Below are 25,664 nucleotides of genomic sequence, written 5' to 3' on the forward strand. Positions count from 1 at the left end.
GGATAGTAAACTTAAGGATGATTGCGCGAAACGAAATCCTGAAATTGGGAGAGGAGGTGACAAGCTAATTCGGTTCAGCAGGCTGCAAATGGAACGGTTTTGCTCGGCAAGGCTTGTAACACGTACAAGCATTCAAACGATTGACATCGGAATGTACGTCTTCAGCCGACGTCGCAGGTTGGCTGAGGCCTTGTGTAAACCGGTTGACCCCACCGGGCGAACGCCGTCCCCAATTCTCGCATTGGCTTGTTGAGCGCTGCAGTATTGGAAGATGCCACGGCGCCTCGTTGCTACTCCTTCAGCGCCCAGGCGTGGTAATTGCCGTCGACCACCTCGGTACCTTCGACTTCCTTCTCGAAGCCGGGGAAGGTCTTACCCCATTGCTGCAGTGAGCGGATGTAGGACAGCCATGGGCCGTTGGCCGGCCCGAAGCTTTCGCCAGGCATGATGATCGGAATGCCCGGTGGGTAGGGGATCACGCCGACGCCAGAGACCCGGTTCGCAAGCTTTTCGACCGGCAGCAGTTCGGCTTCTCCGGCCATCAGCTTGTTGGAGGCGCGGCGAGGCAACAACACCGGCTTCGGCAGCGTGCCAAACGCCTGGGCCTGCCAATGGTCCATGCGGTTCGTTTTCATGTGCTCGAACATCAGGTCGGAAAGGTCCTTCAGCCCCATGCCGACGTATTTTTCAGGCGCCGCTGCGATCAGATCCGGCAGGCAATGTTCGAGTGGACGGTTAGCGTCATAATCGCGCTTGAAGTCGAGCAATACGCCCATCAGCGTGCCCCATTTGCCCTTGGTGATACCGATTGAAAACAGGCACAGCACCATGAAGTCGGTGGTGCGCGAAGGGATGATGCCGAAACGATAGAGGTAGGACGACAGGATCGCTGCCGGGATACCTTTGTTCTCCATATTGCCGTCGTCGCCCATACCGGGGCAGACGATGCCGACCTTGATCGGGTCGAGCATGCACCAGTTGTCCGGCAAACCGTCGAAACCGTGCCATTTGTCGCCGGAATGGAAGGTCCAGCAGTCGGGGTCCGCGGCCAGTTGCTTCGGATCAGCGTCGGCGAAAGCGACTTTCTTGCCGGTTTTGGCGTCCTTCACCTTGGGCGCATTCCAGGGCCAGAAGAACCACTCCTTCTTGTCCGCATATTCGCGGTGCGCGCGGGCCAGAGTCTGGCGGAAGGTAATTGCCTCTTCGATAACTTCATCCGTCAGTGCCTTGCCGCTCGGCCCGTCCATCATCGCGGCACCAATCTCGTTGGACGCAATGATGGCGTAGAGCGGCGAGGTCGTCGTCTGCGCCATGTAGCTTTCGTTGAAACGGCTGTGCTCGATCGGATTGCGGCCGTTGCGGACATGGATGTAGGACGATTGCGACAGAGCCGCGAGCAACTTGTGTGTCGACTGGGTGGCGAAGACCGTCGGGCCGTCAGTCTTGTGCGCCTTGGCGTCGCCGCGCATGGCGAAACGGTTCTTGTAGATCGGGTTGAAGCGGGCATAGCCGTACCAGGCTTCATCCAGATGGATACGATCGACACTCTTGGCGAGAAGCTCCTCTACCTGGGAGGAATCGTAGCAGAGCCCGTCATAGGTGGAGTTGGTGACCACGGCGTAGACCGGCTCTTTCTTCGTCGCATGTTCTTTCAACGGATGTTTGGCAAGCTTGGCTTTGACCTCTTTCGGATCGAACTGTTCCGGCGGAATTGGTCCAATGATGCCGTAGCGATTGCGTGTTGGCACGAAGAAGACGGGAATGCCGCCCGACAGGATCAGGCCCTGTTCGATCGATTTGTGGCAATTGCGATCGCAAAGCGCGAACTGGCCATCGCCCACCACCGCGCCGAAGATGGTGCGGTTGGCGCCCGACGTGCCGGTAAGCACGGAATAGGAGCGGTGCGAGCCAAAAACGCGTGACGCATAGGATTCTGCCTCCCCGATAGGGCCGATGTGGTCGAGCAATGAGCCCAGCCCGCCACGTTCGATGCCGGTGTCGGTACGGAACAGGTTCTCGCCGAAGAAATCGAAGAAGATGCGGCCCGCCGGGTGTTTGGTGAAGGCGACGCCACCCTGGTGGCCGGGCGCGGCCCAGGAATATTCGGCGACATTCATGTAGTCGAGCAACGCCTTGTTGAACGGCGGCAGAAGATCGTGCTGATAACGCTGGATCGCCGCCGCGATGCGGCTGGCGATGAAGGGCGTGGTATCGGACAGGAGCCACACATATTCGTCCGAATATTGCATCACTTCGACGGTGAGGTCGTCGCGGCTGGCATGATCGGCCATCAGCACGATTGGCACGTCGGCATTGCGGTTGCGGATTGTCTTCAGCAAGTCGAGCCCGTCAGCGCGGGACAGGCCCTCCTTCCGCTCGCGTGTCCAGTCGATCAGGATCGCATCGAGCGAAGCATCCGAGACGATCACCGATCTGCCGTCGTGATAGTTGACGGCCTCCACGACCTCTATGTCGCGCGATGTCAGTTCGTCTGCCAAGGCGCGCACAGCGCGCCCGCCGATGCTTGTCGGCTGCGCCAGCTTGTCGTCAACGATGAGGACTTTTGTCTTCTGCAGCTTGATCGTGCGTTCGAGCATCACGCTCCTCCGTGTCGGGTCGTGGGGGACTTGGCGTAATCGTTTCGGCGGATGGCCGCGTAGAAGGGCACGCTGAGGAACAGGAAGATCATCGCGCTGCGCACGGTATCGGCATCTGAGCCTGCTACCGCACCCAGGCAATAGGCAGTGGCGATCACCGCAACACCGATAGCGAATGCCGCCTTCTTGCGGTTCGCGTCGAGGCCGAAGGCCTTCAGATAAGTCACTGATGTATAAAGGTAAGGCAACAGCGTTAGCACCACGGCCATGTTGATCACCTCCTCGAATTGCTGGTTGAGCGACGCGGAAGCGGTTGCGATGATGATCGCCGACATCAACATGCCGGAAATGATGAAATTCCAGATCGGCACGCCGGACCCCGATATCAGGCCGAACTCGCGTGGAAACATGCCGTCATTGGCTGCTGCTTGCGCCGATTGCGAGATGGTCAGCGTCCAGCCGATCAGCGATGCGCCAGCTTTCAGGATAGCGCAGAGCGCGATGGCCAGCGCGCCGAATGTACCAACGACATGACTGGCGGCGAGCGAGAACGGCGCTTCGGAGTTCTTGAGCTGGTCGACCGGAACCATACCCATCAATACGACGCAGGTGCTGATGTAGAGGAAGGTGGCGAGCGCCAGGCCGAGCATTGTGGCAAGCGGTACGTTGCGTCGAGGGTTCTCGATGACCGCAGCTGCCACGGAAGCACTTTCTATGCCCATGAAGGCCCATAGCGCGATGGCTGCGCTCGACATGGTGGCGTTCAGCGTCGAGAGATTGCCGGGATTCCAGCTTGCCCTGAAGATGCTGGGATCGAACCATGCCCAGCCGACCACGGAAATGACGATCAGAACGACTGTGGCAATGCCTGCCGACCAGCTGGTGATAAAGCCGACGAAACGCGGGCCGACGAGGTTGATGACGACCGAGAGCCAGATCAGTGCGACGCCACAGATGGTGGCGAGCAGCGGAATCTTGAGCGCCGGGAAGAACTGGGTAAGGTAACCGACGACGGTGGTGGCGACGGCGACATTGCCGACCAGATTGGCGCTCCAGTAGACGTAGTTGGTCTGGAAGCCAGGGTAGCGGCCGAAGGTCTCTCGCGCATAGGCATAAGGCCCGCCGGCTTGCGGGTCGACGGTGCCGAGTTGAGCAAACATGACAGCAAGTGCGGCCGCGCCGATCGTGCCGGCAATCCAGCCATAGATCGATATTGTGCCGATGGTTGCCATCGTCGCGGGCAAAAGGAAGATGCCGGTGCCAACCATGTTCACCGTCACCAGCATGGTAGCCATGAACAGGCCCATCTTTTTCTCGGTTACCATCACACGGCTCTAGTTGGCGGCCGGAGCAGTCGTTGCCGGTGCGGTCGGCACCTCGGCTCCGGGTGTAGTGGGGGCCGGTGCTGGTGCTGGCCCTGTGTCCGGCTGCGGTCGCAGCACGCGCAGATGCTTGTTGCCTGGCTGCGGAAGCAAGGCATTATCGGTTGGCTCGCTTGGCGGCAGGTGCCCGCGGTGGAAGTGGGCCACCTTCTCGAAATCTGCCCGCACTTCCGGGAAGCGCGCGAAGGCGTAGACGATCAGCACAGCCAGCAGCACCAGGATGCCGGTGGTGCGCCAGGCCGAATGGTGCTCTGCCATGTTCAGGCCTCGCTCTTGTCCAATGGGAATGCCGCCGGATGGGTGCGATTGTAGTTGAGTGCGTAGAGACCGATACAGGCCAGCGATACGACCATTGCCCACATCACTTCCTTGGCGTCAGAACCGACGATAGCCCAGAGCGAGTAGGCGAAGGCGACGATCATCATGATGGTGTAAAGCGCCTTCGACGAGCCGAGATGGCCATGGCCGACCAGGAGCAGTGCTGCGCAGGTGTAGATGTAAGGCACCAGCACGAACAGCACCGTGATCGATGACACCACGCCGAACTGCTGGCTGGCGCTCGGTGAGATGGTGGTAAGCTGGAAGATGGTCATCAGTACGCCGACGACGAGCAGGCCAGCCACCGGCACGCCATTCTTGTTCACTTTACCAAAGATTGCCGGAAAGAGGTTGTCGTCGGCTGCCGCCTTCGCGGTCTGACCAGTAACAAGCACCCAGCCACCGAGCGATCCCAGGCACCCCAGCGCCGCGCACAACGCCACGATGCCGCCGCCTAAATCGCCGATGGCGACGCGAACGGCATCGCCGTAGGGCGAGGCGGACTTCTGCAGCACGTCGTTGGGGATGATGCCCATGATGGCAGTGGTGGATAGCACGTAGCAGACAGCAGCGATCAGCACGCCACCAACGGTGGCGATCGGCACGTTGCGCTTAGGATTGGCGACGACGCCGGCTGCGGCAGCTGCGGTCTCGACGCCCATGAAGGACCACAATGTCACATTGAGCGTGCTCTGGATCGCGCCGATGGTGGACAGGCCACTGACATTCCAGGCCGCGAGATAAGTCTCGCTGCGGAACCAGAACCAGCCGAAGATGGCCACGCCGACGATCGGAACCAGCGCAAAGACCGTGGTGACGGACTGCACCCGTGTTACCAGGCTGGGGCCAAGGATGTTGAGGAAAACGAACAGCCACAGGATGGCGATGCTGACGCCGGTGGCGACCAGAGGCTGCTTCAGGATGGGCAGGAAATAACTGAGATAGCCGACGCCGACGACGACCATGGCGATGTTGCCGATCCAGCCGACGATCCAGTAGAGCAGGTTGGTCTGGAAGCCGAGGGCCGGGCCAAAGGCGCGGCGAGCGTAGGCGTAGGAACCTCCAGGGCTGTCGTCGATCGATGACATCTTGGCATAGACCAGGGCCAGCGCGATGGCGCCGGCGATGGTGACCGCCCACCCGAAGATGGCAATGCCGCCGGTTGCCGCGAGATTGGCCGGCAGCATGAAGACGCCTGAACCCATGATACAACCGGCAACCATCATGGTTGCCGCAACGACGCCTACCTTGCCGGTTTCTGATTGTGCCGTATCCGTCGCCATAAGCTTTGTCCCTCGAAATCGTGCTGCCTGGATTGCGACATTTTTATTTAAGTAAACAAACAGATATTGGTAATTTCCCCGACGCTAATTCTTTAAGATCGGATTCGTCAACAGATAAACAAGGTTTATCTTGTTTTATCGGCCGACAGCCAGACCGGTATCTTGCGGAATACTATTAATGCCAATGAGGCGCGGCCAATCACGCCGCGCCTTGAAAAGGTGATTTTTTAGAGACCTCGAGCCTGACGTGTCCTAGAGTAGGCCCAATCCAAAGCCAGCATGAGCGCCAGCGAAATCCCGACCAGCGGGAAAATGACGCCGCCGACGATCAGGATGGCCAACAAGCCGCGAAACACACGTTTGTCAGCGGGCAGAGGAGGAACGCCGAACGAACCCGAGGGTCGCCGTTTCCACCACATGACGGCTGCCGACACGGCAAGCATGACGATCGCGATACAGGCGGCAAGCAGCACCAGCTGGTTCGCAAGGCCGAATTGCTGGCCCATATGGACGCTGATGCCCCATTCGATCGCTTTGGCAAATGGACCGTACTCGGCATAGCTGACATCGATCAACGGCCTGCCCGAATACTGGTCCAGATGGATGACGCGCTGGCTCGAAAGATCGTCGGGAAAGACGGAGCCGGTGTAGACGCCGGATGGATCGGTTGGAAGATTGACTGAATAGCCCTTGTGAAGGCCGAGCTTCTCAAAGGTAGCCACGGCTTCATCCAGCCCGACCGGTCTCGCCTGGTCATCCTGCCCTGATGATTGCGGCACTTTGGCTTGTTCAAGGGACCAGGACATCTGGGCGATGTGATTGGCATGTTCGTCCGACATCGGAACTCCGGTCCAGACGCCCGCAGGATAACCGTAATTGTTGCCGTTTACCCAATCGTTGACCTTGGCGCCCCACACCCCAGACCACGGCATTCCTGTGATCGCGAGGAACACGATGAAGAAGCCGACGAAGATGCCAGTAACCGCATGAGTGTCCCGCCAGAATACGCGTCGGCTCGGCGTGCCTCTTACGTTGATCACGCCGCCCGTCTGACGACGCGGCCACCAGAGATAAATTCCGGTGCCGACCAGCAGGATCGACCAGCCGCCGGCGATCTCGATGAGCATGCGCGTAAAAGAGCCGAAATATTTGAGGCTGTGCAGGTAGCGGATGGTCCACATCACCGTGCCTCGGTCGGGCAGGGCACCGAGCACCTTGCCGGTGTAGGGATCGACATAGACCGCGAGCTTGCCCTGCTCAGCAGCGTCAACTGTGATTTCGGCGGAATTGTCGAAAGATGCCGGATCGGTGAATTTGACGGCTGTTCCGGGATATGCCGCCACGGCAGCGGTGATCATTGCAGAGGGCAGCGCCTTTGCAGTGCCTTGCTGGACCTCCACGCGCTTGAGGTCGGAATGAATGATCGCGTCGATCTCGTCCTTGAAAAGGTAGAGCGCGCCCGTGACCGCGAGCGTGATCATGAAAGGCAGGACAAGAAGCCCTGCATAAAAATGCCAGCGCCAGACAGCGCGATAAAGGTCGGACGTGGAGCGCGCAACGATGTCTGCGGGCTCCCGCCCGAGGGTGAGTTCGGACATGGGTATCTCCTGACGTGAAAAGTAGCACGGCGAGCGAAGTCGCCGCGCTGGAACGAGATGGTCAGGAAAAAGATGGAGGTGCGCGAGGCCCGGGAACGAAGCCGCGCAGTGACGGCGTGAATGGGCTGGCGGCAAGTTGTGGGCGGACCGGCTCTGTCCGAACGGCGATCACATAGACATGGTCCTGGCCGCCCAGGACAGCCGGGGCCGCGAGCCCGGTAACGCTGCACAGCGCCGCGCAAGGGCAGGTGTTGTCCTTGCCGGCTGGCCCGGTCGGATCCGATGAGGAATCCGCGCCGTCTGTCGTACAGATGACGTGCAGTGGATCTGCGGCCGAGGCCGCCATCGCACCTTGCGTCATGCCCGCAACAAAAGCCTGCAACAGGAACAGATAGACAAGCATCACTGCGACGGCAGTGGCCGTCAGCCTGTCCCTCAAAATGTCCCGCGCGGCTCCCATGGGCTTCAGATGCCAGACTCTTGCCGTGAAGTCACTGCGGCAGATGACGCGGGGGGAGGGAGGGTGACTGAGACCCCTGACCGCCTAGCGAGACAGCACGGCATCTTGGCGAAGAGGACCTGACATCGGCTTGTTCAGAGAATTTCACGGTTTTGGAGCAAGGCCGTCAAGCAGGAAGTCGAGGCCTTTGCGGAAGACACCGTCCCAATCGTTGTCCAACGGCAGGCGCGAGCGCTCGATTGTCGGGTAGCGTTCACTGAGATGCAGGCGCTGCTGCGCGGCAGCTTGATCGTCATTCGAGAGGTCGAAGCTCGCTCGGGTGATGGTGGCGCCCATCACATGGTTCCAAAGCGACCATATCGCGACATTCAGATTTGCATCGGCAACACCCGCCCCGGACAAGGTCTTTCCCAAGAGCTCCAGGCGATAAAGGATGTTCGGGCCAAGCGCTCGGCTCGGCAAAAGCGACGCCGACCAGGGATGGCGAAGCATCTGGGCGCGCCAGTCTTCCAGGATATGAATGACTTCCGCGCGCCAGTCCTGGGTTCCGGCCGCTTGTGGCTGTCCGCGATATTCAAGCACCATGTCCAGCGCCAGATCAAAGACATCCTCTTTGGTGTCGACGTGCCAATACAGGCTCATCACGCCTGAGCCGAGGCGATCGGCCAGCCGACGCATCGTCAATCCATCGACGCCATGGACATCCAGCAATTCCACCGCCGTTGCCGCAATGCGTTCCAGCGAGAGTGGCGTTTCACTGCGCGGCTGAGGTACGGATCCCGCCCGTTGAGACCGCGTGCTTCGGGTGCCGCTGCGTTTGGCTGCCATTCATCTTCCTCGCTGGTGAGCATCCCGACCTTGGCAGGCGACGTCAGGAATGTCGATGTCGGGCGCTTGACTCGTACATTGTACCATAGGATGACTCGTATAGTGTACGAGTCAATCGCGTCGGCGACAGGGCTGGAATTCGGTCACGTCGCCTGCGACGACCCGTCGCTCGTCGTCCGCGGAGCCGAAATCATGTCACGCGCAATCAGACATCTGTTTATCGAAGGGCTAATCATCATGACCATGGCAGTTTCCACTGCGGCGAATGCGAGGGATCACAAGCTGACCATCGTCAATCCAAAGAACCTCTACGACCCGTCGCCGAATGGCTACAGCACGGCGGTGATCACGCCTGCGGGAGCGCGGGTGGCCTACATCTCTGGACAGGGCGGCCAGGATGGCACCGGAGCCTTGTCACCCGATTTCGCCGCCCAGGTTAAGCAGGCCTACGCAAATCTGCGGGCCGCCCTCGATGGGATCGGCGCCAGGCCGGATCAGGTCGCCAAGCTCACTGTCTTCGTGGTCGACCACGACATGTCCAAGCTTGGGGTGTTGACCGAGAACGTCAAGGAAATGTTCGGCGAGACACTGCCGGCGCAGACCCTGGTTCCCGTTCCCAAGCTTGCAATCGACCCCATGCAGTTCGAGGTCGAAGCCGTCGTCATTCTGGAGTAGGGCGGCCAGGGCTACGAGAATGCGCGGCCGGTTGCAGGACATGCATGTCCCTGTTGAGATGAAAAGCGCTCCGCGAGCCGGCAGCGAGGTTTCGCGGACCGGCCTGCGGACAGCTGGCTTGCTTCAAGGCAGCGTATAGGCGATGACGTAGTCGCCCGGCTTGGTGCCGACCGAGCCGTGCCCGCCGGCGACCATCACCACATATTGCTTGCCGCTCGCGGTGGCGTAGGTCATCGGCGTGGCCTGGCCGCCGGCGGGTAGCCTTGCTTTCCAGAGCTCCTTGCCGCTCGTCACGTCATAGGCGCGCAGATAGTTGTCGACGGCAGCCCCCAGGAACGCCACGCCGCCTCGCGTCAGCATCGGACCACCGATGCCGGGTACTCCAAGTTTGAAGGGCAGGGGCAACGGCGTCATGTCGGTGACGGTACCGTTCTTGTGTTTATAGGCGATCTTGCCGGACTTCAGGTCGACGCCGGCGACATAACCCCATGGCGGCGCCTGGCAGGGAATGCCGAACGGGCCGAGGAACGGGCCCATATAGACGCCGTAAGGCGCGCCCTCGTTGCGGTTCAGCCCTTGCTCACTGCCCTTCTCGTTGCTGCCCTTCGGCGGAATGTCGGCACGAGGCACCAGGCGCGAGGTGAAGGCGAGATAGGTCGGCATGCCGAACATGATCTGCCGTTCTGGATCGACCGCCACGCTGCCCCAGTTGAAGACGCCGAAATTGCCGGGATAGACGATGGTGCCCTGCAGCGAGGGCGGCGTGTAGCGGCCTTCATATTTCAGGCGGTGGAAGTCGATGCGGCACATCAGCTGGTCGAACAGCGAGACGCCCCACATGTCCTTCTCTTGCAGCGGCGGCGGCGAGAAGGTGAGATCGGAGATCGGCTGCGTCGGTGCAGTGAAGTCCTCTGGAATGGCGCCGCCCGGTGCTGGCTCTTCGCGCACCGGGATGATCGGCTCACCCGTGCGCCGGTCGAGCACATAGATGTCGCCCTGCTTGGTCGGGCCGACCAGCGCGGGCACGATGGCGCCGTCCGCCTTGGTCAGGTCGAACAGCACCGGCTGGGCGGGAACGTCCATGTCCCAGAGATCGTGATGCACTGTCTGGCGGACCCAGCGCAGCTTGCCGGTGAGGATATCCAGCGCCACGATCGAGGATGAGAAACGCTCGACATTGTCGCTGCGCCCCATGCCGAGCTGATCCGGCACCTGATTGCCGAGCGGGATATAGACCAGCCCGAGACGGTCATCGACGCTGAACACCGACCAGCTGTTAGGCGAGTTGGTCGTATAGGTCTTGCCTTCCGCGATCGGGGTGGTGTCGTCGGGATTGCCCGAATCCCAATTCCAGAGCAGTGCGCCGGTGCGGATGTCGAAGGCGCGGATGACGCCCGACTGTTCCTGCGTAGAATAGTTGTCGTTGACCGCCCCGCCGATAATCAGCTTGTCGTCGACAGCGACCGGCGGCGAGGTGGAGTAATAATAGCCGGCTGGATTGTATTTCATGCCGGCTTCGAGATGCAGCACGCCCTTGTCGGCGAAGCTCTCGCAAACCTTGCCGGTGGCGGCGTCGAGCGCGATCAGCCTTGCGTCCGAGGTTGGCAGATAGACGCGCGCGGCGCAGGGCTGGTCGGCTGCGACCGAGGTGTCCGCCCAATAGGTGACACCACGGCAGGTCTGGTGCTGACGGTCGGGATTGAGGCCCGGCTTGGCGTCGAATTTCCATTTCTCCTTGCCGCTCTCGGCATCGAGCGCGATTGCCAGATTGTGCGGCGTACACAGATACAGCGTATCGCCAACCTTCAGCGGCGTGACCTGATAGGTGGTTTCGCCGATATCGTCGGGCAGCTTCACGTCGCCCGTCTGGTATTGCCACGCCACCCTCAGGTTCGCCACATTGCCCGGGTTGATCTGGTCAAGTGGGGAATAGCGCTGGCCGAACTGCGTGCGCCCATATTGATGCCAGTCGCCTGGCGGGACGAGATTGCCGAGGGAAGCGACAGCAGCCCCTTCCTTCGGAAGCTCGCCCGGCAAATCGTGCGGATCGGTGGTCATCGAATAGGCCGCGACCGCGATGGCCGCCAGCACGGGGATGGCCAATGGCCATGGGCTTGGCGTAGGCCCATCCGCGGAACGAAGCGAACGACGCACCCAGGGCGTGAGCAGCCAGAGTCCGATGAGAATGATCAGGCCGCCGCGCGGACCGAGCTGCCACCAGTCGAATCCGACTTCCCAGATTGCCCAGGCGAGCGCTGCAATGATCAGGAGTGCGTAGACCCAGAGTGCCAGGTAGCTGCGCCTGTAAAGCAGCAGCGCCACCACGAGGAAGATGATGCCGATGGCGAGATAGGCCGGACTGCCGCCAAGAGTGACAAGCCATATGCCGCCGGCTCCGAGCAGAAGGCCGAGCAAGCCTAGCAGGAGAGATGTGAACATGATCATGGTGCCGCCCAGACGTTTGGACTGTTGAATGACAGCTCGTAGAAGCCCGCGACCCCAAGTGACCTTAACCCGTTATTGCGATTGATGAAAGGCGTGCGGTACCGGCTGGCCGGATGACGGCGTGTCATACGTTTTCATGATCGGGTAAACGGCCAGAAGTGCTATCACTGCGGCACTTAAGCGGAACCGGTAAGCTGGCGGACTGTTCCCTAGAATATCAAGCGGGGCTCGAGTAGAGATGGCGTCGCAATCGAAGAAGGTCATCTACGCCGCGCTTGCCGGCAATCTCGGCATCGCGATCGCCAAATTCGCCGCTGCGGCCTGGACCGGCAGTTCGGCGATGCTCAGCGAAGGCGTGCATTCGCTGGTCGATACCGGCAACCAGGGCCTGCTTCTCTACGGATTGAAGCGCTCCGCGCACCCGCCGGACCGCGCCCATCCCCTCGGCTATGGACGGGAACTGTATTTCTGGGCGTTCATCGTGGCGCTGCTGATCTTTTCCCTCGGCGCCGGCGTCTCCATCTACGAAGGCATCGTCCACATTCTGTCGCCGCAGAAGATCGAGGACCCGCTGATCACCTATGTGGTGCTCGGTGTATCGGTGGTTTTCGAAGGCACGTCGTGGTGGATCGCGTTGCGGGAATTCCGCAAGGACAAAGCACCCGGGGGCTATGTGGATGCCGTCCTGCAAAGCAAGGATCCAACCGTCTTCACCGTGCTGTTCGAAGACAGCGCCGCCCTGGTCGGTCTGCTGATTGCTTTCATCGGCATTTTCACTTCCCAGCTTTTCGACATGCCGCAGTTGGACGGCGTGGCGTCGATCGGTATCGGCCTCGTCCTGGCATTCGTGGCGGTGATCCTCGCCCGCGAAAGCAAAGGGCTGCTGATCGGGGAAGCGGCAGCGCCCGAACTGCAACGCTCGATCCTTGCCATTGCGGAATGCGATCCGGCTGTCGATCATGCCAATGGGGTTTTGACCGTGCATCTCGCTCCGAAGCAAGTGGTCGCGAATTTGAGTTTGGAGTTTATCGACGCGCTAACCGCTTCCGAGATTGAACTCGCAGTGGAGCGGATCGAAGCCCAAGTCAAAGCAAGCCACTCCGAAATCACGGCGCTTTTTGTGAAACCGCAACGGGCCGGAACCTATCTTGAGCGGCGCAAAGCTGTGTCGGCGACCTGACCTGCGAGATCGAAGGCCGATACGTCATGGTTGGAGTCGGAGTGGTCATCATCCCTACGCGTCGAGATCGATCAGGGCGATGCCAAGGTCCTCGCGCTTCGTTCGGCGCAGATAGCCCGGTGATTCCACAACAATGGCTTCCAGCGTGGGGCGCACGAAACCTTCCATGAGGTGGCCGCCACGGGTTTGACCGTCGCTGAGGCCAAGCACGGCATGGATATGCAGGCCAGGTCTGCCGCCATCGGCGACGGCGATGTCGCCGATGGCGCTCAACACCTCACTTTGCTCGGCTACAGCGATTTTCCGGTAGGATTTCAACCGGAAATCAAACCAGCCGACGGTGGCGCTCTCGAATGCACCGATCGCCGTCAACGAGGCGGCCGAGATCCGGTTCTCGACAGCGAAGTCCGTCAGCGCCCTTATCGCCTTTTCACCGGTATCCAGCACGACCACAAAGGTTCGCTGTCCTGAAGTCTCGCTGAGCAGCTTCGATTTCATGTCGCCTCCCAATTCAGGCTAACTCGAAACCTGGCCTCCTGTTCCACCGGACGGATGTTATGCATGCCCTGCCTGCCAGGGGCGAAGCCATCGAGGGACGCGATCATGCCGATTGCCTTGCCGGTTTCTTTGGCATCCGAAGGCGCGCGAGGATATCGGTTATTGTGTCCTTGACCACCCAGACCTGATAGTGGTCGCTGCGCGCGACGGTCGACCACAGCTCGGTGTGGCCGGTTTTCTCCAGGCTGTTCATGTAGACGATGTTGTCGAAATTGACGGCGACCGCGACGCCGTTCTGATCGGTCAATTCCAGCCACACGATCTCACCTCCATGTCACTGCTGCCTGACGGCCGGACCAGATCGCAGGAGCAGAACGGCGTCCTGATCGAGGCGATGCATCGGCGGATCGGTCAGGCAGCTTTCGCCATATCGGCATGGCGATGGACGAGTTTCCAAGCGCCCGCCTCACGGCGAAACAGTTCGGTGATCCTGAGCGACATCGGAACCATTTTGCCGTCCATGTCCACCTCGGCGTACTGGAACCCGCACCAGTAGGCGATCTCGCCCTCGGAACCGGACTGGACGATCTCGAGATGGCTGTTGCCATTGACGCCGAAGGCCATGGCTCCTTTGGAAAATGCCGCCTTGATTTCCTCCGGACCCTGGACGGCGTGGCCGTCCGGGCCAAAGAACGAGGCCGGACCGTGCTCCGTTGTCAACGCGTTCACCGGCGCTGCATCGCCCTGGCAGTAAGCAAGTGCCGCCTGATCGCGTTCGCGCATGAATGTCATGAAATCCGTCATGGTTTTCGCCTGGTTGCGAGCGCCTCGGCGCTCTGTTTGAACTGGCTAACCAACGATCCTGGTGATGGTTCCGAGGAATGTGGGGCGAACCCAGTCCCGACTGCCAGCCTTGGTCGGTTACAGATTTTTGGAACCACCGTGGGAGAACCGGATTCTTCTCTGGATGCATTACGACGCGCGTGACCGGAGGGAATGATGCAGTCCAACACGACCGGCCGTATCGAACTTCAATCCGATGCGGAGGCACAAGCCCGCTTGGCGGCCATCGTCGATTCATCCTACGACGCCATCATCAGCAAGGATCTCAACAGCGTCATAACCAGCTGGAATGCCGCCGCAGAACGCATGTTCGGCTACGGGGCAGGCGAGGCTGTGGGACAATCCATCCTGATGCTGATACCGGAGCATATGCGCAACGAAGAACAGGAGATCATCGAGCGCATCCGCAGCGGCGAACGCATTGCCAGCTACGAAACCGTTCGGCTGCGCAAGGATGGCACGCCGATCCACGTGTCCCTGACGATATCCCCGATCAAGACGTCGGAGGGCAAGATCATCGGCGCCTCCAAGATCGCCCGCGACATAACCGCGACGCGGGAAAACGAGCGCCGTATCCGGCTGCTGCTGCGCGAGGTCAACCATCGGGTGAAAAACCAGTATGCCGTCATCCTGGCAATGGTGAAGGAGACGAGCCGACGTGCCACGTCTCCGCAAGAGTTCGAGCGTCATGTCAGGGATCGCATATGCGCGCTGTCGCGCTCCCACGATTTGCTCGTGCTCTCGGATTGGTCGGGCGCGAACGTGGCTGAACTGGTGCAGGAGCATCTCAAGCCTTTCGGACATGAGGAGCGGATCAAGGTTTCGGGATCGCTGCTGACATTGAACGCGCGCGCCGTTCAATATCTCGGCATGGCTCTGCACGAGCTGGGCACCAACTCAGCCAAATACGGTGCCCTGGCTTGTTCCAAGGGCTCCATAACGGTGACATGGCAAATAGCACCGGATGCGTCGGGCCTGCCTGTGCTGCAGCTCTGCTGGGAAGAAAATTTTACCGGTAAGCCGGCGGCTCATCACGAGGCAAATCCGCGTGGATTCGGAAGCATCGTGCTGTTGCGGGCCACGCCGCAAGCGCTGGATGGCAGCGCTGAAATCGATCGGGGCACCGGTTACGTGCGCTGGCTGCTCAAGGCCCCCGTCGAGAGCGTGACGGCTGTGCGAGACAACGAGGAAGAGCCGGCGCTCAGCCATCAGGTGTTCGACCCCGTCAGACGCGCCCGTTCACCATCGCTCCATGATAGCGTGCTCGGGAAGGCCTATTCCGGCACACACCCAGTCCAGGCGCCGGTCGGCACCATAATTGTAAGCGGGACGAAATGAGTTCGGCTCATCGAATGTGCCGCCATGCAAAGCGATTTCGGCCGAGCCGTCATAGTCCAGGGCAAGCGGTGTGCCACATCGCCTGCAGAAGCCGCGTCTGGCCAGCGGCGATGAGCGGCGAAAGCTAGGAGCCTGCCCTTCCCAGCGAAGGGCAGACCTCCCGACCCAGCACAACACGGCGAAAGCGCTGCCAGTCGAACGCCGGCACATCTCGCAGTGGCAATAGTGCACGCGCGGGTCCTGGCTTACGCTGTAGCGGATGTTGCCGCAAAGGCAGCCTCCACGACGCAGCATCTCAGACCGCCCCTACCAACAGGGCTTCCATCTGCCTGATCTCGTCCTGCTGCGACTTGATGATGGTGTCGCACAGTTCCTTGATCCCCGGCTTTTCCAGTTGCGCCTCCCGGCACATCAGAATCGCGCCGGAATGGTGCGGGATCATCGAGCGCAGGAACTGAGTATCACCGACGAGGCCCTGCATTCGCATCAGGCCGAAGGCTCCCATGAAAACGACGATGGCGCCAAGGCAGATGACGACGTTGGCCCGCTTGCTGGGATACATTCCCGGCATGGTGATGATCATCAGGATGGCCATGGGCGCCAGCATCATCAGCGCCATGTAGAGCATGTTCAGATTGTTGTAGAAATCCGCCCACGCATCGATCATGGCAAACATCACCAGATACATGACGATGGCGCTGAAGATCAGATTGACCGTCAGGTTGAGATAGGGCGTTCTCATGGCGCTTCCTCCAGCGAAATCTCGACTGGTCTTGTTCAAACGACGCTCATGGGATGAACCGGCGTTCATCCGGATGGTTCCTGAAAAGCCGGCAGCCCTCCGCTGGCGCGGTTCACCGTTTCACGGAAACGGCGGACTCACTCCATCGCCTTGTTCGACGCAATTCCGAGGGAAAACCGCGGCACACTTTTGCTGGAACTGTTTCAGCGCGATCGCCGGGATTTTCGCGATTTGGGATTGAGGCATCCATTCTGCAGTCGGCACGTTCCCCATTAGAGTAACGAACAGGGAGCAGGAAATGTTGATTGCCAACGGAACCGTCATTGCCGTGTGCAATGGCGAAAAGCTCAGCCTCTATCGCAACCAAGGCGATGAATTCGCACTGAACCTTGCGCCGCTTGCCGTGGGCGAGGTGGAAACGCAGAACAAATCGAGCGGGGTGCGGCACCGCAATACGGCAGCCAACCCGGACGCGCAGCAGCTTGAGGAAGACGGCTTTGCTGCCGGCGTCGCCGGCATCCTTTCCGGCATGTTCCTGGCCAATGAATTCGAGCATCTGGTGGTGATCGCCGCGCCGCGCACACTGGGCGAATTGAGGAAGCGCTACCACAGCCGCATGCTGCCGGCGATCCAGGCCGAAATCGCCAAGGACCTGACCGGCCACGCGCTACCGAACTTGCTGGCACTGCTCGATGCGGAGCGAGGTTAGCGCTGGACGCGAGCCGGGAGGTTCAGAGAATAACAAAGATGGAACCTCCGCACTGGGGAACCGTTCGTCCTCGAGGAGGATGACTCGATGAAAATCCTTGCGCCGATTGCCCTGCTCGCCGCCGTCATGCTGGCGGCGTGCGACAATGGCGGCAGCAACGGCCAAAAGGGCAACGAGCCCGCCACGCAGAGCTCCGAAACGGATAAAAACCAAGCCCCGCAGACAGGTACGGGCGGCAATCAACAGGGAACGCAACCATCCCAGCCGGCGAACCCGCCGCAATAGGAGGTCCAGATGTTCGAGAACGAAATGTGGCTGCTTCTGCTCACCGTCGGCCCGATTGTTCTTGCTGGCGTGATAGCCTTCGCTCTTCTCACGCGGCGCAGGAAAGGTCCGGCTGAACAGCGGGAACAGGACGCGGCAACGAGGAAGCTTTACCGCTAACCGGTTGAGCTTCTGACATTAGTCATGGCGTCCAAGCGCAGCTTTTCCGAAAGGAGATGTTGTGATGGTTCAGAAGAGACGGGTACGATCCAGGAAGCACCCAACGGGTCAGCCTGTTTCTGGCTGTGGTTTCGAATGCGACGATTGCGCTGGCCTTTTCACCCAGATGGGATGGCCTTTTGTCTAGCGCGCGTGGCGCTGACTCGATGTGGCCTACACCTTGCCTGAGGTCGGTTCCGGAAAGGATTATCGACTTAACGGCCGCCGAGAAAGCTCGATCAGTTCCTTCTCATCCCTGATCCCAAGCTGGTAGTTCGCGATGATCCTTGAGGCGCGCTGCTCCCGGGCTTCATTCGTCTCGCCTTCGATGGTGGTTTCAGCAAAAATCCTGCTGAGCAGCGCGACTTCCGCAGGCTGAAATACCGCAGCATCTTCCAGCTTTCGGCGAATGGGCATGGCATCACTCCCTCGCGGGCAATATACGTGCCGATGCCTAGAATGCAAAAGCCTCGGGCGAACCTTGGGTGGGGATATATTGCCTGGATTGCGCTCGCTGACAGCCAAGCGCAAAGCGCGCCCAGCCTTCACAGGCCAGGAAGAAACCAATCTAGCGCCAATGTTTCCGACGACAACCCGGACTGAACCTTTCGGACCGATCTAGCGAGCCGTTATGCTGCGTTTGCGGCTACGTGCCGTTGCTGCTTTTGCTGGTTGGCTTGCGATCTCCGCGGCTTCCTGGGCAAGGCGGGCCTGACGCAAACGCTGAGTCTTGGCCCTGCGCTGAGCCGCTTCGTCGTTGATTATCGCCTTTGCGGCTCTCGACGTGTTCTCGTCCTTCGACTCCACCCGCGTCGGTTTCGGCTTGAACGCATCGTTGGGAATTGACTTGTTCATGTCGCACTTTCTCCGAAAAAGAAAAAAGGCCGGGCAAGCCCGACCTTCTCCAAAAGCCATCTCGATGGCCGATGCCAGTACATCCGTGGTCAAAGGCCAGAAACGACCCTGTCTCAGATCGCTTGCAGATTTTCCGCAGAGCTTTTGCCGGTTCTCTGATCGGCGACTACTTCGAAGTTCAGCTTCTGCCCTTCGGCAAGACCGCGCATACCCGCGCGCTCCACTGCCGATACGTGGACGAAGACATCCTTCGAGCCATCATCCGGCTCGATAAATCCGAAACCCTTTGTAGAATTAAAGAACTTTACTGTTCCGGAAGCCATTAGAATTCCTTTCAATTGACATAGAAATTTGTCGCCTGACATCATGCCAAACGCCACAGTCTTCGAAATTGAGAGGAAGATCGGTTAGGCGCCGAAGCGCGAAAACAAGCTCAACAGGCAAGATCGATACGAAATACTTAGAACCAATTTAGAGAAAATACAAGGCTTGCGAAAAAATATTCAAATTAGACATGGACAGCAAGGTGCAAGGAGCGCATCGTTTTCTTTGGGTGGCAGCCAACTCGAAAGGACGGGAACAAGCAGATGCGTGCGTTTTACGCTACCAGTAAAAATGCGCTGCTTCGGCTTCGCCGCGACCTGTGGGGCCTGCCATGGGAAAAGTCAGCAGTCGCTAAAAATGCGATGACGGCCGTTCCGCCGTCATCGGTAACGCGGCGGCGCCGTGATGACGACGCCGTGGGCGCAGTGCGACGTGCAAGGGAAACGATGGATCGAAATCATCTCATCTAAGCGCTCGTCATTGGCCAACTGACTTTCCCGGTTCAAACTCAAGACACGGCAAGGCGTCGCCTGACCGGAGGACTGGAAATAGCCGGCGGCTTACACGGTTGGAAATGGAATTGCCGCTTGAACAACGCTTGCCGGGACGCTATGCGCCCCGGCGGTTAAATTACTTACCGCAGTAATTGTCATTCACGATAGGGCCTGTACCGGCCTGTGGTCCGTCATATGCCGGCTCGTAAGCACACGGACCAGCACTGCTGTTGCCCTGAGACGGTCCACTCTGGTCGTTGATGCTCTGGGTGGTCATCGTGTCCACCTGGCTTGGATAGACCGGCTGAGGTTCCACTGCAGTCGGTGCCGGCTGGTTCGGGTCGACGCGGTCATTGACCATCGGGTCACCGATATTCTGCGCCATAGCCGAACCGGCAAGTCCGATCGCGAAAGCTGAAGCGATTACGATCTTCTTGAGCATGATGCTCTCCTTCCGTCTGGTTACGGTTGCATAGGGCTAACCGGACAAAGGAATGAAGGTTCCGACAAAAGTCGGTCTATTTCCGCCCCTGTTTTCAGGACGGGCGCAAGACGGCCAACAAGACGGAGAAGATCGTTACTACCAGTTGTTTTCGACTGGCCGCGTCGCGTGATGGCAGCCCACGCAGCCAGCCGTGTGACGCGTTCGAAGCAGGCGGGATTGGCATTTCGAACGTTCGGTAAATCAGACCTCTTCGTGGCAATCGTACACACCCTTTTCGCCGCAAGATTTCGCCGCGCTCCAGGGCTCGGGTCTTCCAGCCGGGTATCGGAGGTTCCGGCTTTGGCATGACCGGCTTGAGGATCGAGCCCCGGTTTTCCCGTTTCACGGCATGTCGGCTCCGATTGCGTGTAACCAATCGGGGCAGGCGGCGTTGGTTCCAGAAATCTCTGGCCGAACTATCGGTGTCCCTTCTTGAACAGGGGCTCGCGCGGTTTAGCCGCCACAAACGGCAAGTCTTCGGCGCGAACGTAAATGCCAGTCACTTCTGCAAAGCCTATGAACGTTCGCATGGCGTCAAATTCCGACACCCTGCCAATCGACACGGCGTTGCAGGCATTCCAGGTGCACTGGTAAACATGGCCACGCCTGTCCTCTGGCCAGCGCCGAAGGAAATTGAGTGCCCGGTCAACGGTAGCGATTTCTTCAACTCTGTCCTCAAACATCACGTGCACAGGTCTATTCGGCTGCCTATCCATTTCAGCCTCCAAGCCCACATCTATGGGTTTGGTTCAACGCACTGATGCATACCCAGGTTTCAGGAATCTTGGCGACGGGCGGCCGCGAGCAAGGGGGTGGTCCCGCCAACGGTCTCAGTTCAGCGTGTCGGCATCGGGCCGGGTGCCGGGTCGGGCAGGGGGCCTGGTGGCGTGGGCGGTCCGGGGTCCGGCACAGGCGGGATCGGACGCGTCGGTTCAGGGAATGGCCGCGATTGCCCTCGCGCATGGGGCGGGATCTCCTTAACCTCATTCGGGTCCGGCGCAGGGATTTCCTGTGGCAACGGCCTGGGTTGAGGGTCTTCGTCTGGTCTGGGTTGGGGCTCAGGCGGCGGATTTGGCACGTCGGGGGCCGGCTTTTTCGGGTCTGCCATGGTGACATCTCCTCGGTTGCTTCCAAGGAGCAATTCCAGCCACGATTTGATGTTCCGAAAAAATGCAGGATCGCAGTGGCGACCGAAGAATTGCCCGGCTCAGTGTCCACAAGTGCGAGCGCAAAACCTAGCATATCCAACCAATCATCATCGCTCAGTTCCGGCTGGCGACGTCTGGATACAAGGCTTTTGCCAAATCGCGTATTGCATCGGCCGTGCGCGGACCAAAGCCGATCATATAGGCTCCGTCGAGCACAACGAGTGTCTTGTCTTTCGCTGCAGGTGTGGCTGCCAATGCCGGTATGGAAAACACCTCGCTCGCCGTTGGGCCGCCCTTGCCATCGCTCATCATCAAGACGACGTCGGGGGCCAACTGGATCAATTTTTCTTCCGATGCGGCTTTGTAGCCGACCACCTCCGCCATCGGATTGATCCCTCCGGCGTAGCGGATGATGGCATCGGCGGCAGTACCCGATCCCGCCGCCGTCAGGCGCACAAGGCCGTGAAAGAACACCACTTTCTTGCGTCTGTCCGTTGGGATGTCGGCCGTGAGTTTTGCAGCGGTATCAAACGCTTCCGTCACCTGGCGGGATAAGTCCGTTCCCGCCTGCTTGAGATCGAGTGCTGCAGCCACGAGGTCGATCTTGCGCCGGATTCCGTCACGCGAATTGTCTTCCGGAACATAGACGATCGGGGTCTTGAGAGATGACAGCACATCGATTGCTTCCGCAGGGCCGATGTCTTCCGCTGCAATGATCAAATCCGGATCGAGGGCAGCCAAACCTTCGACGGAGAGTTTGCGCCTGTAGCCAACATTGGGCTTGTTCGCCGCATCGTGCGGATATTTGCTGCCTCGGTCGACGGCAACGATGCGTTCGCCGGCACCAAGCCCAAAGACGATCTCGGTGATGTCCGACCCAAGCGCCACAATCCGCTTTGCCGAACCGGTTTCCACCAGGCGCCCTCGGGCATCGAGAATTTCGACCGCCGCCGCGCTTGAACAGACAAAGATCGCTGCTGCCGACAAGAACAGCGCGACAGTCACGCAACGCCGTATCAGCCTGCCGACGAGACTTTCAGCCAGACTGTTCCGCGTTCGGTTTTGGCCTGTGGCCATGGCGCTCGTTCCCAATTCAGGAGGATTTCATTTTCTGTTCGAGGCCTATACGAATAAAGTTGACTATTGTCATCAAGTTTAAATATCTAACCGCTGCCGTTGCCAATCGGTAGCGCATTCAACTTTGCCAGCCGCGCCCGTCGGGTACCGCCAGCTATGCATTTCATGAGCGCGGGGGCTCGATCCGAATGAGACTGACAAGCAAGAAGACATGGCTGACAAGCACGGCGGTTCCGATCGTATGCTGCAGCATGATGGCTTTGCCGGCTAACGCCCAGGGCGCTGTATCGACTGCCGATTCAACCAAGGTCAAAAGACCGGGTTCCGTAGAAACACAGCAACCGACCATGTTGGACCGGATCACCATCACCGCCACAATGGTGAAGGGCGCCGTCGTCGATGCGTTGGCTGCAATCAGCACCGTCGACAGCAGGGAGCTGGAACGTATCCAGCCTGATACCGCGGCGGATATTTTCCGTGCCACGCCAGGTGTTGCCGCCTCGATGAACGGAGACGATCCGGCGACGGCGATCAATATTCGCGGGTTGGAGCAGTATGGCCGGGTCGTGGTGACGCTGGACGGCGCCCGGCAGGATTACTGGCGCGTGGGCCACGGCTCAGGCTCGTTTTATGTGGAGCCGGAGCTCATCAAGGAAGCGACCGTCATTCGCGGGCCAAGTTCCAACGCCTACGGTTCGGGAGGCATCGGCGGCGTGGTTTCCTTCGAGACGAAGGATGCGAGCGATTTCCTCGTCGCGGAGGAGCGGTGGGCGCTCAGCGAAAAGCTCGGCTACGAAAGCAACGGCAACGGCTTCACGACCAGCACGACCGGAGCCTACCGGTTCAGCGAAGATGCGGATGTCATCGGCAACCTGGTTTACCGTAACCGCGACACCTACAAGGATGGCAATGGTGACGAGGTGCCCTGGACCGGCGAGACGGTGACAAGCGGCTATCTGAAAACCACGTTGCGCCCTGCGGATGGGCACGAACTCAAGCTCGGCCTGATCCTGCAGAACTACAACGATTTCATCACCGGTTCGAGCGGATCCACGTCACCGACGCTGAGCCGCTACGATGCCGATACGGTGAACCAGACTTATACCGCTGCCTATACGTTCCGGCCTGAAGACAACAATCTGATCGACTTCAGCGCCAATCTCTACCACAACCGAACGAAGGCGGATCAGGCGCAGGTCTGGCCGAAATCGGCGATCGGCCAATCTCGCTACTACGAGGTCGCAACGACCGGGTTCAATCTGAAGAATTCTTCGCGCTTCGAAGGGGCAGGGCTCGCGCATACCGTCACATACGGTGCGGATTATTATCATCTGACCGGCGATTCAGATGCCGCCCATTTCGGTGCAGGCAAGCAGCAGGGCTATGGCGGCTTCCTGCAATGGCAAGGTGACTACAGCAACTGGCTGCAGGTCATCACGGCGCTACGCTACGACGGCTATACACTCGACGGACAGACCAGAACCAAGCCGCCGGTCGATGCGTCCATCTCGGGTGACCGCTGGTCGCCGCGCGTGACCGTAGGGATCACTCCGGTTGAAGGGTTTCAGGTCTATGGAACCTATTCCGAAGGCTACAGGGCGCCTGGATTGCAGGATGTCTACCGCGGCGGTGGCGCGCATGGCTCCGGCGACAGCTACGTTCCAAATCTGCTGCTGCAGCCGGAAACGGCAAGGAGTTGGGAAGCCGGCGTCAATCTCAAATACAACGACGTGCTGACTGCCGGGGATCTCGTTCGCGGCAAGGTCAATCTGTTCCACACTGACGTCGAGGATTACATCGACGTCGATCTGACCACGACGCCAAGAACGGCCATCAATATCGGTGATGCCCGCCTCAAAGGCGTCGAGGCAGAAATGATCTACGACTACGGCGCAGGTTTCATAAATATCTCCGGCGCGCTGATCGACGCCAAGATTGTCGATGGCATCTATGCCGGGCAAACCTTGAACAACACGCCACTCGACCGGTTCGCGGCAACGATAGGCTTTCGCGCGCTCGAGGACAGGCTGACCTTCGGAGCGCAATATCTCAGCATCGGCAAGATCACACGCACGAACAGGTCACGGCCGAAGGACCCGTCCGTCGTCGACCCCGGCTTCAACCTCGTGAATGTTTTCGCCAACTGGCAGATCAACGATCATGCCCGGCTGGATTTCGGTATCGATAATGTCTTCAACACGTCCTACACCGATCCGCAAAGCTCATGGTCGACCACGGCGGCGACTGAGCAAGGGAAGGGCAGGACGTTCAAGATTGCCTTGACGGGCCGTATCGGCGGCTGAGGAGGGCGGGGATGAGCATCTTGAACTGCCAAGCACAATTGCGGCTGCCGAACCTTGCGAGCTATCTGCATCTGATCACCGACAGGTTGCAGAGTTTCGATGCCGCCGTTTCCGGGCACTCGGGCCGGATGGATTTCCGGTTCTCCTTTGGCGAAGCGACGTTGGAGATGGTTCCCGACTTGCTGGTCCTGCGCGCCAGCGCTGGCGATCGTGACGGACTCGCGCGGACCAAGGATATCCTCGCTACCGCCGTTGAAATTTACGCCAAGCAGGACGGGCCGGAAATCGTCTGGACCGGGGATCTTGCCCAGGACACACGACTTGCACAATTCCGCGAGATGACGGTTACCGACGTGTGTGATCTGACGCCGCACATGCGGCGAATCCGTCTGGCTGGCGAGGACCTCGGCCGCTTCGGCAAATTCCAGGGCATGCATATTCGCATCCTGTTTCCAACCAGAGCCGTCCCTGACCCTGCGTGGCCAAGCCTTGGAGCCAATGGATTGCCGGTCTGGCCCGCGGATGACAGGCGACCGGTGGCGCGGGTCTACACCATCCGTGCGCTCGATCCCGATGCCGGCCATATGGATGTGGATTTCCTCATCCACGAAGGAGAAAGCGTTGGCTCCGCCTGGGCCCTGCAGGCGAGGGCAGGGCACAGGGTCGGCATCATGGGGCCTGTCGGGAGACCCGTGCGGCCGGCCGATTGGTACGTTCTGGGCGCTGATGAAACGGGATTGCCGGCAATTGGCCGCCTGCTTGAGACCTTGCCGTGTCACACCAGAGGGGTCGCCTTCATCGAAATCGCTGACAACGCCGAGAGACAACAGATAAACAACGCGACACAGATCGAGCTGCATTGGCTGGAACGCGGCGGCAAGGCGCCGGGAACGGATGGACGCTTAGCAGAACAGGTCCTATCGGCTGAATGGCCGAAGGAGGGCACTGCCTTCGGCTGGTTCGCGGCGGAGGCAGAGGCTGCCAAGCTGGTCCGCGAGACCTGGCGAGGTCAGATGGGGCTCGGGCGGGATCAGACCATCGCCGCCGCCTACTGGCGTCGTGGTCAGGCGGGCTTGATGGCTGGGTAATGAGGGCGCCCGCGTCAGGGTAAGGCCCCGGTCGAGGAATAGTGAGGGGAACAGGCTGCTGTCTAGGCAATTCGCGGGAGCAGCTGTCACCGCCGACATGTCCGATTTCCGTCTTGGATCTCGTCGAAGGACTTCGTTGCGACGTCATATCGATAAGTCATCACATGCGATGTGCAGGCGTCCTGATATCGCGCGCAAGCGTCCACCGAAACGCATAGACGACCAAGACTGCCCCAGACCTTGGCTGGCGGTTTGTCATAAATGCCGTCGTAGATCGTTTGTGTTCGATAGCCGTTGTCGTGCCATTCCACCGTAATCTCCGATTGAAAGTGATCGTACCCGACACTGCTGTATCCGACCGTGTATCGGACAGATCCTATGCCGGAAACATTCGTGGTGCCTGAGACCAGGTCTGCCCAGGCGGATTGCTCTTCCGCACCGGCGAAGTCCGTGAAGGCCAAAAAGCCGCAAAGCGAATAGGCGGGCCATCTGATCAGAATCTTCCGGCACGG

Annotated in this window: 26 protein-coding genes; 8 read left to right on the plus strand and 18 right to left on the minus strand. The window is 59.8% G+C overall.

What is annotated here, in order from left to right:
• Positions 1-290: 290 nt before the first annotated feature.
• The 7 genes from AO692_RS09735 to AO692_RS09765 form a co-directional block, all read right to left on the minus strand.
• Complete coding sequence (locus AO692_RS09735; protein WP_054309872.1) at positions 291-2,597, minus strand: Orn/Lys/Arg decarboxylase N-terminal domain-containing protein; 2,307 nt, start codon at positions 2,595-2,597, stop codon at positions 291-293.
• Complete coding sequence (locus AO692_RS09740; RefSeq protein WP_082407283.1) at positions 2,597-3,922, minus strand: amino acid permease; 1,326 nt, start codon at positions 3,920-3,922, stop codon at positions 2,597-2,599. Before AO692_RS09740 ends, AO692_RS09735 begins: the two co-directional genes overlap by 1 nt.
• A 9-nt stretch (positions 3,923-3,931) precedes the next feature.
• On the minus strand, positions 3,932-4,237 hold the full coding sequence (locus AO692_RS09745; protein ID WP_054309874.1) for a hypothetical protein: 306 nt from the start codon (positions 4,235-4,237) through the stop codon (positions 3,932-3,934).
• Between the two features lie 2 nt (positions 4,238-4,239).
• Positions 4,240-5,580 (minus strand): arginine/agmatine antiporter, encoded by a 1,341-nt coding sequence (gene adiC, locus AO692_RS09750; RefSeq protein WP_054309875.1) that lies wholly within the window; start codon positions 5,578-5,580, stop codon positions 4,240-4,242.
• A 227-nt stretch (positions 5,581-5,807) separates the two neighbouring features.
• A complete protein-coding gene (locus tag AO692_RS09755; protein WP_054309876.1) occupies positions 5,808-7,178 on the minus strand; it encodes a PepSY domain-containing protein in 1,371 nt (456 codons plus the stop codon).
• A 61-nt stretch (positions 7,179-7,239) separates the two neighbouring features.
• Positions 7,240-7,638 carry a DUF2946 family protein gene (locus tag AO692_RS09760; RefSeq protein ID WP_054309877.1) on the minus strand — a complete coding sequence of 133 codons (399 nt, stop codon included), beginning with the start codon at positions 7,636-7,638 and terminating at the stop codon, positions 7,240-7,242.
• 144 nt (positions 7,639-7,782) lie between these two features.
• Positions 7,783-8,466: a TetR/AcrR family transcriptional regulator gene (locus AO692_RS09765; protein WP_054309878.1), complete on the minus strand. Its 684-nt coding sequence runs from the start codon at positions 8,464-8,466 to the stop codon at positions 7,783-7,785.
• A 192-nt stretch (positions 8,467-8,658) separates the two neighbouring features.
• Here AO692_RS09765 and AO692_RS09770 point away from each other — a divergent pair, with 192 nt between their 5' ends.
• Positions 8,659-9,141, plus strand: coding sequence for a RidA family protein (locus tag AO692_RS09770; protein WP_054310020.1), 483 nt, complete (start codon positions 8,659-8,661; stop codon positions 9,139-9,141).
• 123 nt (positions 9,142-9,264) lie between these two features.
• Here the strand turns inward: AO692_RS09770 and AO692_RS09775 are convergent, their stop codons facing one another.
• Complete coding sequence (locus AO692_RS09775) at positions 9,265-11,586, minus strand: glucose/quinate/shikimate family membrane-bound PQQ-dependent dehydrogenase (protein WP_054309879.1); 2,322 nt, start codon at positions 11,584-11,586, stop codon at positions 9,265-9,267.
• 238 nt (positions 11,587-11,824) lie between these two features.
• Here AO692_RS09775 and AO692_RS09780 point away from each other — a divergent pair, with 238 nt between their 5' ends.
• Positions 11,825-12,766: a cation diffusion facilitator family transporter gene (locus AO692_RS09780; protein ID WP_054309880.1), complete on the plus strand. Its 942-nt coding sequence runs from the start codon at positions 11,825-11,827 to the stop codon at positions 12,764-12,766.
• A 54-nt stretch (positions 12,767-12,820) separates the two neighbouring features.
• Here the strand turns inward: AO692_RS09780 and AO692_RS09785 are convergent, their stop codons facing one another.
• From AO692_RS09785 to AO692_RS09795, 3 genes are all read right to left on the minus strand, one after another.
• Positions 12,821-13,264 (minus strand): PPC domain-containing DNA-binding protein, encoded by a 444-nt coding sequence (locus AO692_RS09785; protein WP_054309881.1) that lies wholly within the window; start codon positions 13,262-13,264, stop codon positions 12,821-12,823.
• A 103-nt stretch (positions 13,265-13,367) separates the two neighbouring features.
• Entirely contained in the window at positions 13,368-13,583 is a 216-nt protein-coding gene (locus AO692_RS09790) for a hypothetical protein (protein WP_054309882.1), read from the minus strand.
• Positions 13,584-13,675: 92 nt separating this feature from the next.
• Positions 13,676-14,068, minus strand: a complete 393-nt coding sequence (locus AO692_RS09795; RefSeq protein ID WP_054309883.1) for a nuclear transport factor 2 family protein — start codon at positions 14,066-14,068, stop codon at positions 13,676-13,678.
• Positions 14,069-14,263: 195 nt separating this feature from the next.
• On the opposite strand from AO692_RS09795, the gene AO692_RS09800 reads away from it, so the two are divergent.
• Entirely contained in the window at positions 14,264-15,445 is a 1,182-nt protein-coding gene (locus tag AO692_RS09800) for a PAS domain S-box protein (RefSeq protein WP_082407301.1), read from the plus strand.
• Here AO692_RS09800 and AO692_RS32200 read toward each other — a convergent pair.
• Together AO692_RS32200 and AO692_RS09805 are read right to left on the minus strand one after the other, a co-directional pair.
• Positions 15,347-15,739 (minus strand): GFA family protein, encoded by a 393-nt coding sequence (locus AO692_RS32200; protein ID WP_082407284.1) that lies wholly within the window; start codon positions 15,737-15,739, stop codon positions 15,347-15,349. The two genes, AO692_RS09800 and AO692_RS32200, sit on opposite strands and share 99 nt — an antisense overlap.
• 1 nt (position 15,740) lies before the next feature.
• On the minus strand, positions 15,741-16,187 hold the full coding sequence (locus tag AO692_RS09805; protein ID WP_054309884.1) for a DUF305 domain-containing protein: 447 nt from the start codon (positions 16,185-16,187) through the stop codon (positions 15,741-15,743).
• A 298-nt stretch (positions 16,188-16,485) separates the two neighbouring features.
• Here AO692_RS09805 and AO692_RS09810 point away from each other — a divergent pair, with 298 nt between their 5' ends.
• The 3 genes from AO692_RS09810 (at position 16,486) to AO692_RS33380 (ending at position 17,340) form a co-directional block, all read left to right on the plus strand.
• Entirely contained in the window at positions 16,486-16,896 is a 411-nt protein-coding gene (locus tag AO692_RS09810) for a host attachment protein (RefSeq protein WP_054309885.1), read from the plus strand.
• Positions 16,897-16,983: 87 nt separating this feature from the next.
• Positions 16,984-17,181, plus strand: a complete 198-nt coding sequence (locus AO692_RS09815) for a hypothetical protein (protein ID WP_054309886.1) — start codon at positions 16,984-16,986, stop codon at positions 17,179-17,181.
• A 9-nt stretch (positions 17,182-17,190) separates the two neighbouring features.
• Positions 17,191-17,340 carry a hypothetical protein gene (locus tag AO692_RS33380; RefSeq protein WP_162839660.1) on the plus strand — a complete coding sequence of 50 codons (150 nt, stop codon included), beginning with the start codon at positions 17,191-17,193 and terminating at the stop codon, positions 17,338-17,340.
• Between the two features lie 246 nt (positions 17,341-17,586).
• Here the strand turns inward: AO692_RS33380 and AO692_RS09820 are convergent, their stop codons facing one another.
• From AO692_RS09820 to AO692_RS09845, 5 genes are all read right to left on the minus strand, one after another.
• Positions 17,587-17,796, minus strand: a complete 210-nt coding sequence (locus AO692_RS09820) for a hypothetical protein (RefSeq protein ID WP_054309887.1) — start codon at positions 17,794-17,796, stop codon at positions 17,587-17,589.
• 201 nt (positions 17,797-17,997) lie between these two features.
• Positions 17,998-18,234: a hypothetical protein gene (locus tag AO692_RS09825; protein ID WP_054309888.1), complete on the minus strand. Its 237-nt coding sequence runs from the start codon at positions 18,232-18,234 to the stop codon at positions 17,998-18,000.
• 113 nt (positions 18,235-18,347) lie between these two features.
• Entirely contained in the window at positions 18,348-18,557 is a 210-nt protein-coding gene (locus tag AO692_RS09830) for a cold-shock protein (protein ID WP_054309889.1), read from the minus strand.
• Positions 18,558-19,188: 631 nt separating this feature from the next.
• Positions 19,189-19,494, minus strand: coding sequence for a hypothetical protein (locus AO692_RS09835; protein ID WP_054309890.1), 306 nt, complete (start codon positions 19,492-19,494; stop codon positions 19,189-19,191).
• Positions 19,495-20,798: 1,304 nt separating this feature from the next.
• Positions 20,799-21,761 carry an ABC transporter substrate-binding protein gene (locus AO692_RS09845; protein ID WP_082407285.1) on the minus strand — a complete coding sequence of 321 codons (963 nt, stop codon included), beginning with the start codon at positions 21,759-21,761 and terminating at the stop codon, positions 20,799-20,801.
• 347 nt (positions 21,762-22,108) lie between these two features.
• Here AO692_RS09845 and AO692_RS09850 point away from each other — a divergent pair, with 347 nt between their 5' ends.
• On the plus strand, positions 22,109-24,064 hold the full coding sequence (locus AO692_RS09850; protein WP_244483305.1) for a TonB-dependent hemoglobin/transferrin/lactoferrin family receptor: 1,956 nt from the start codon (positions 22,109-22,111) through the stop codon (positions 24,062-24,064).
• An 11-nt stretch (positions 24,065-24,075) separates the two neighbouring features.
• Complete coding sequence (locus AO692_RS09855) at positions 24,076-25,152, plus strand: siderophore-interacting protein (RefSeq protein ID WP_054309893.1); 1,077 nt, start codon at positions 24,076-24,078, stop codon at positions 25,150-25,152.
• Positions 25,153-25,664: the final 512 nt, after the last annotated feature.

Source organism: Mesorhizobium sp. 1M-11 (assembly GCF_001303895.1).
Taxonomy (GTDB): Bacteria; Pseudomonadota; Alphaproteobacteria; order Rhizobiales; family Rhizobiaceae; genus Mesorhizobium.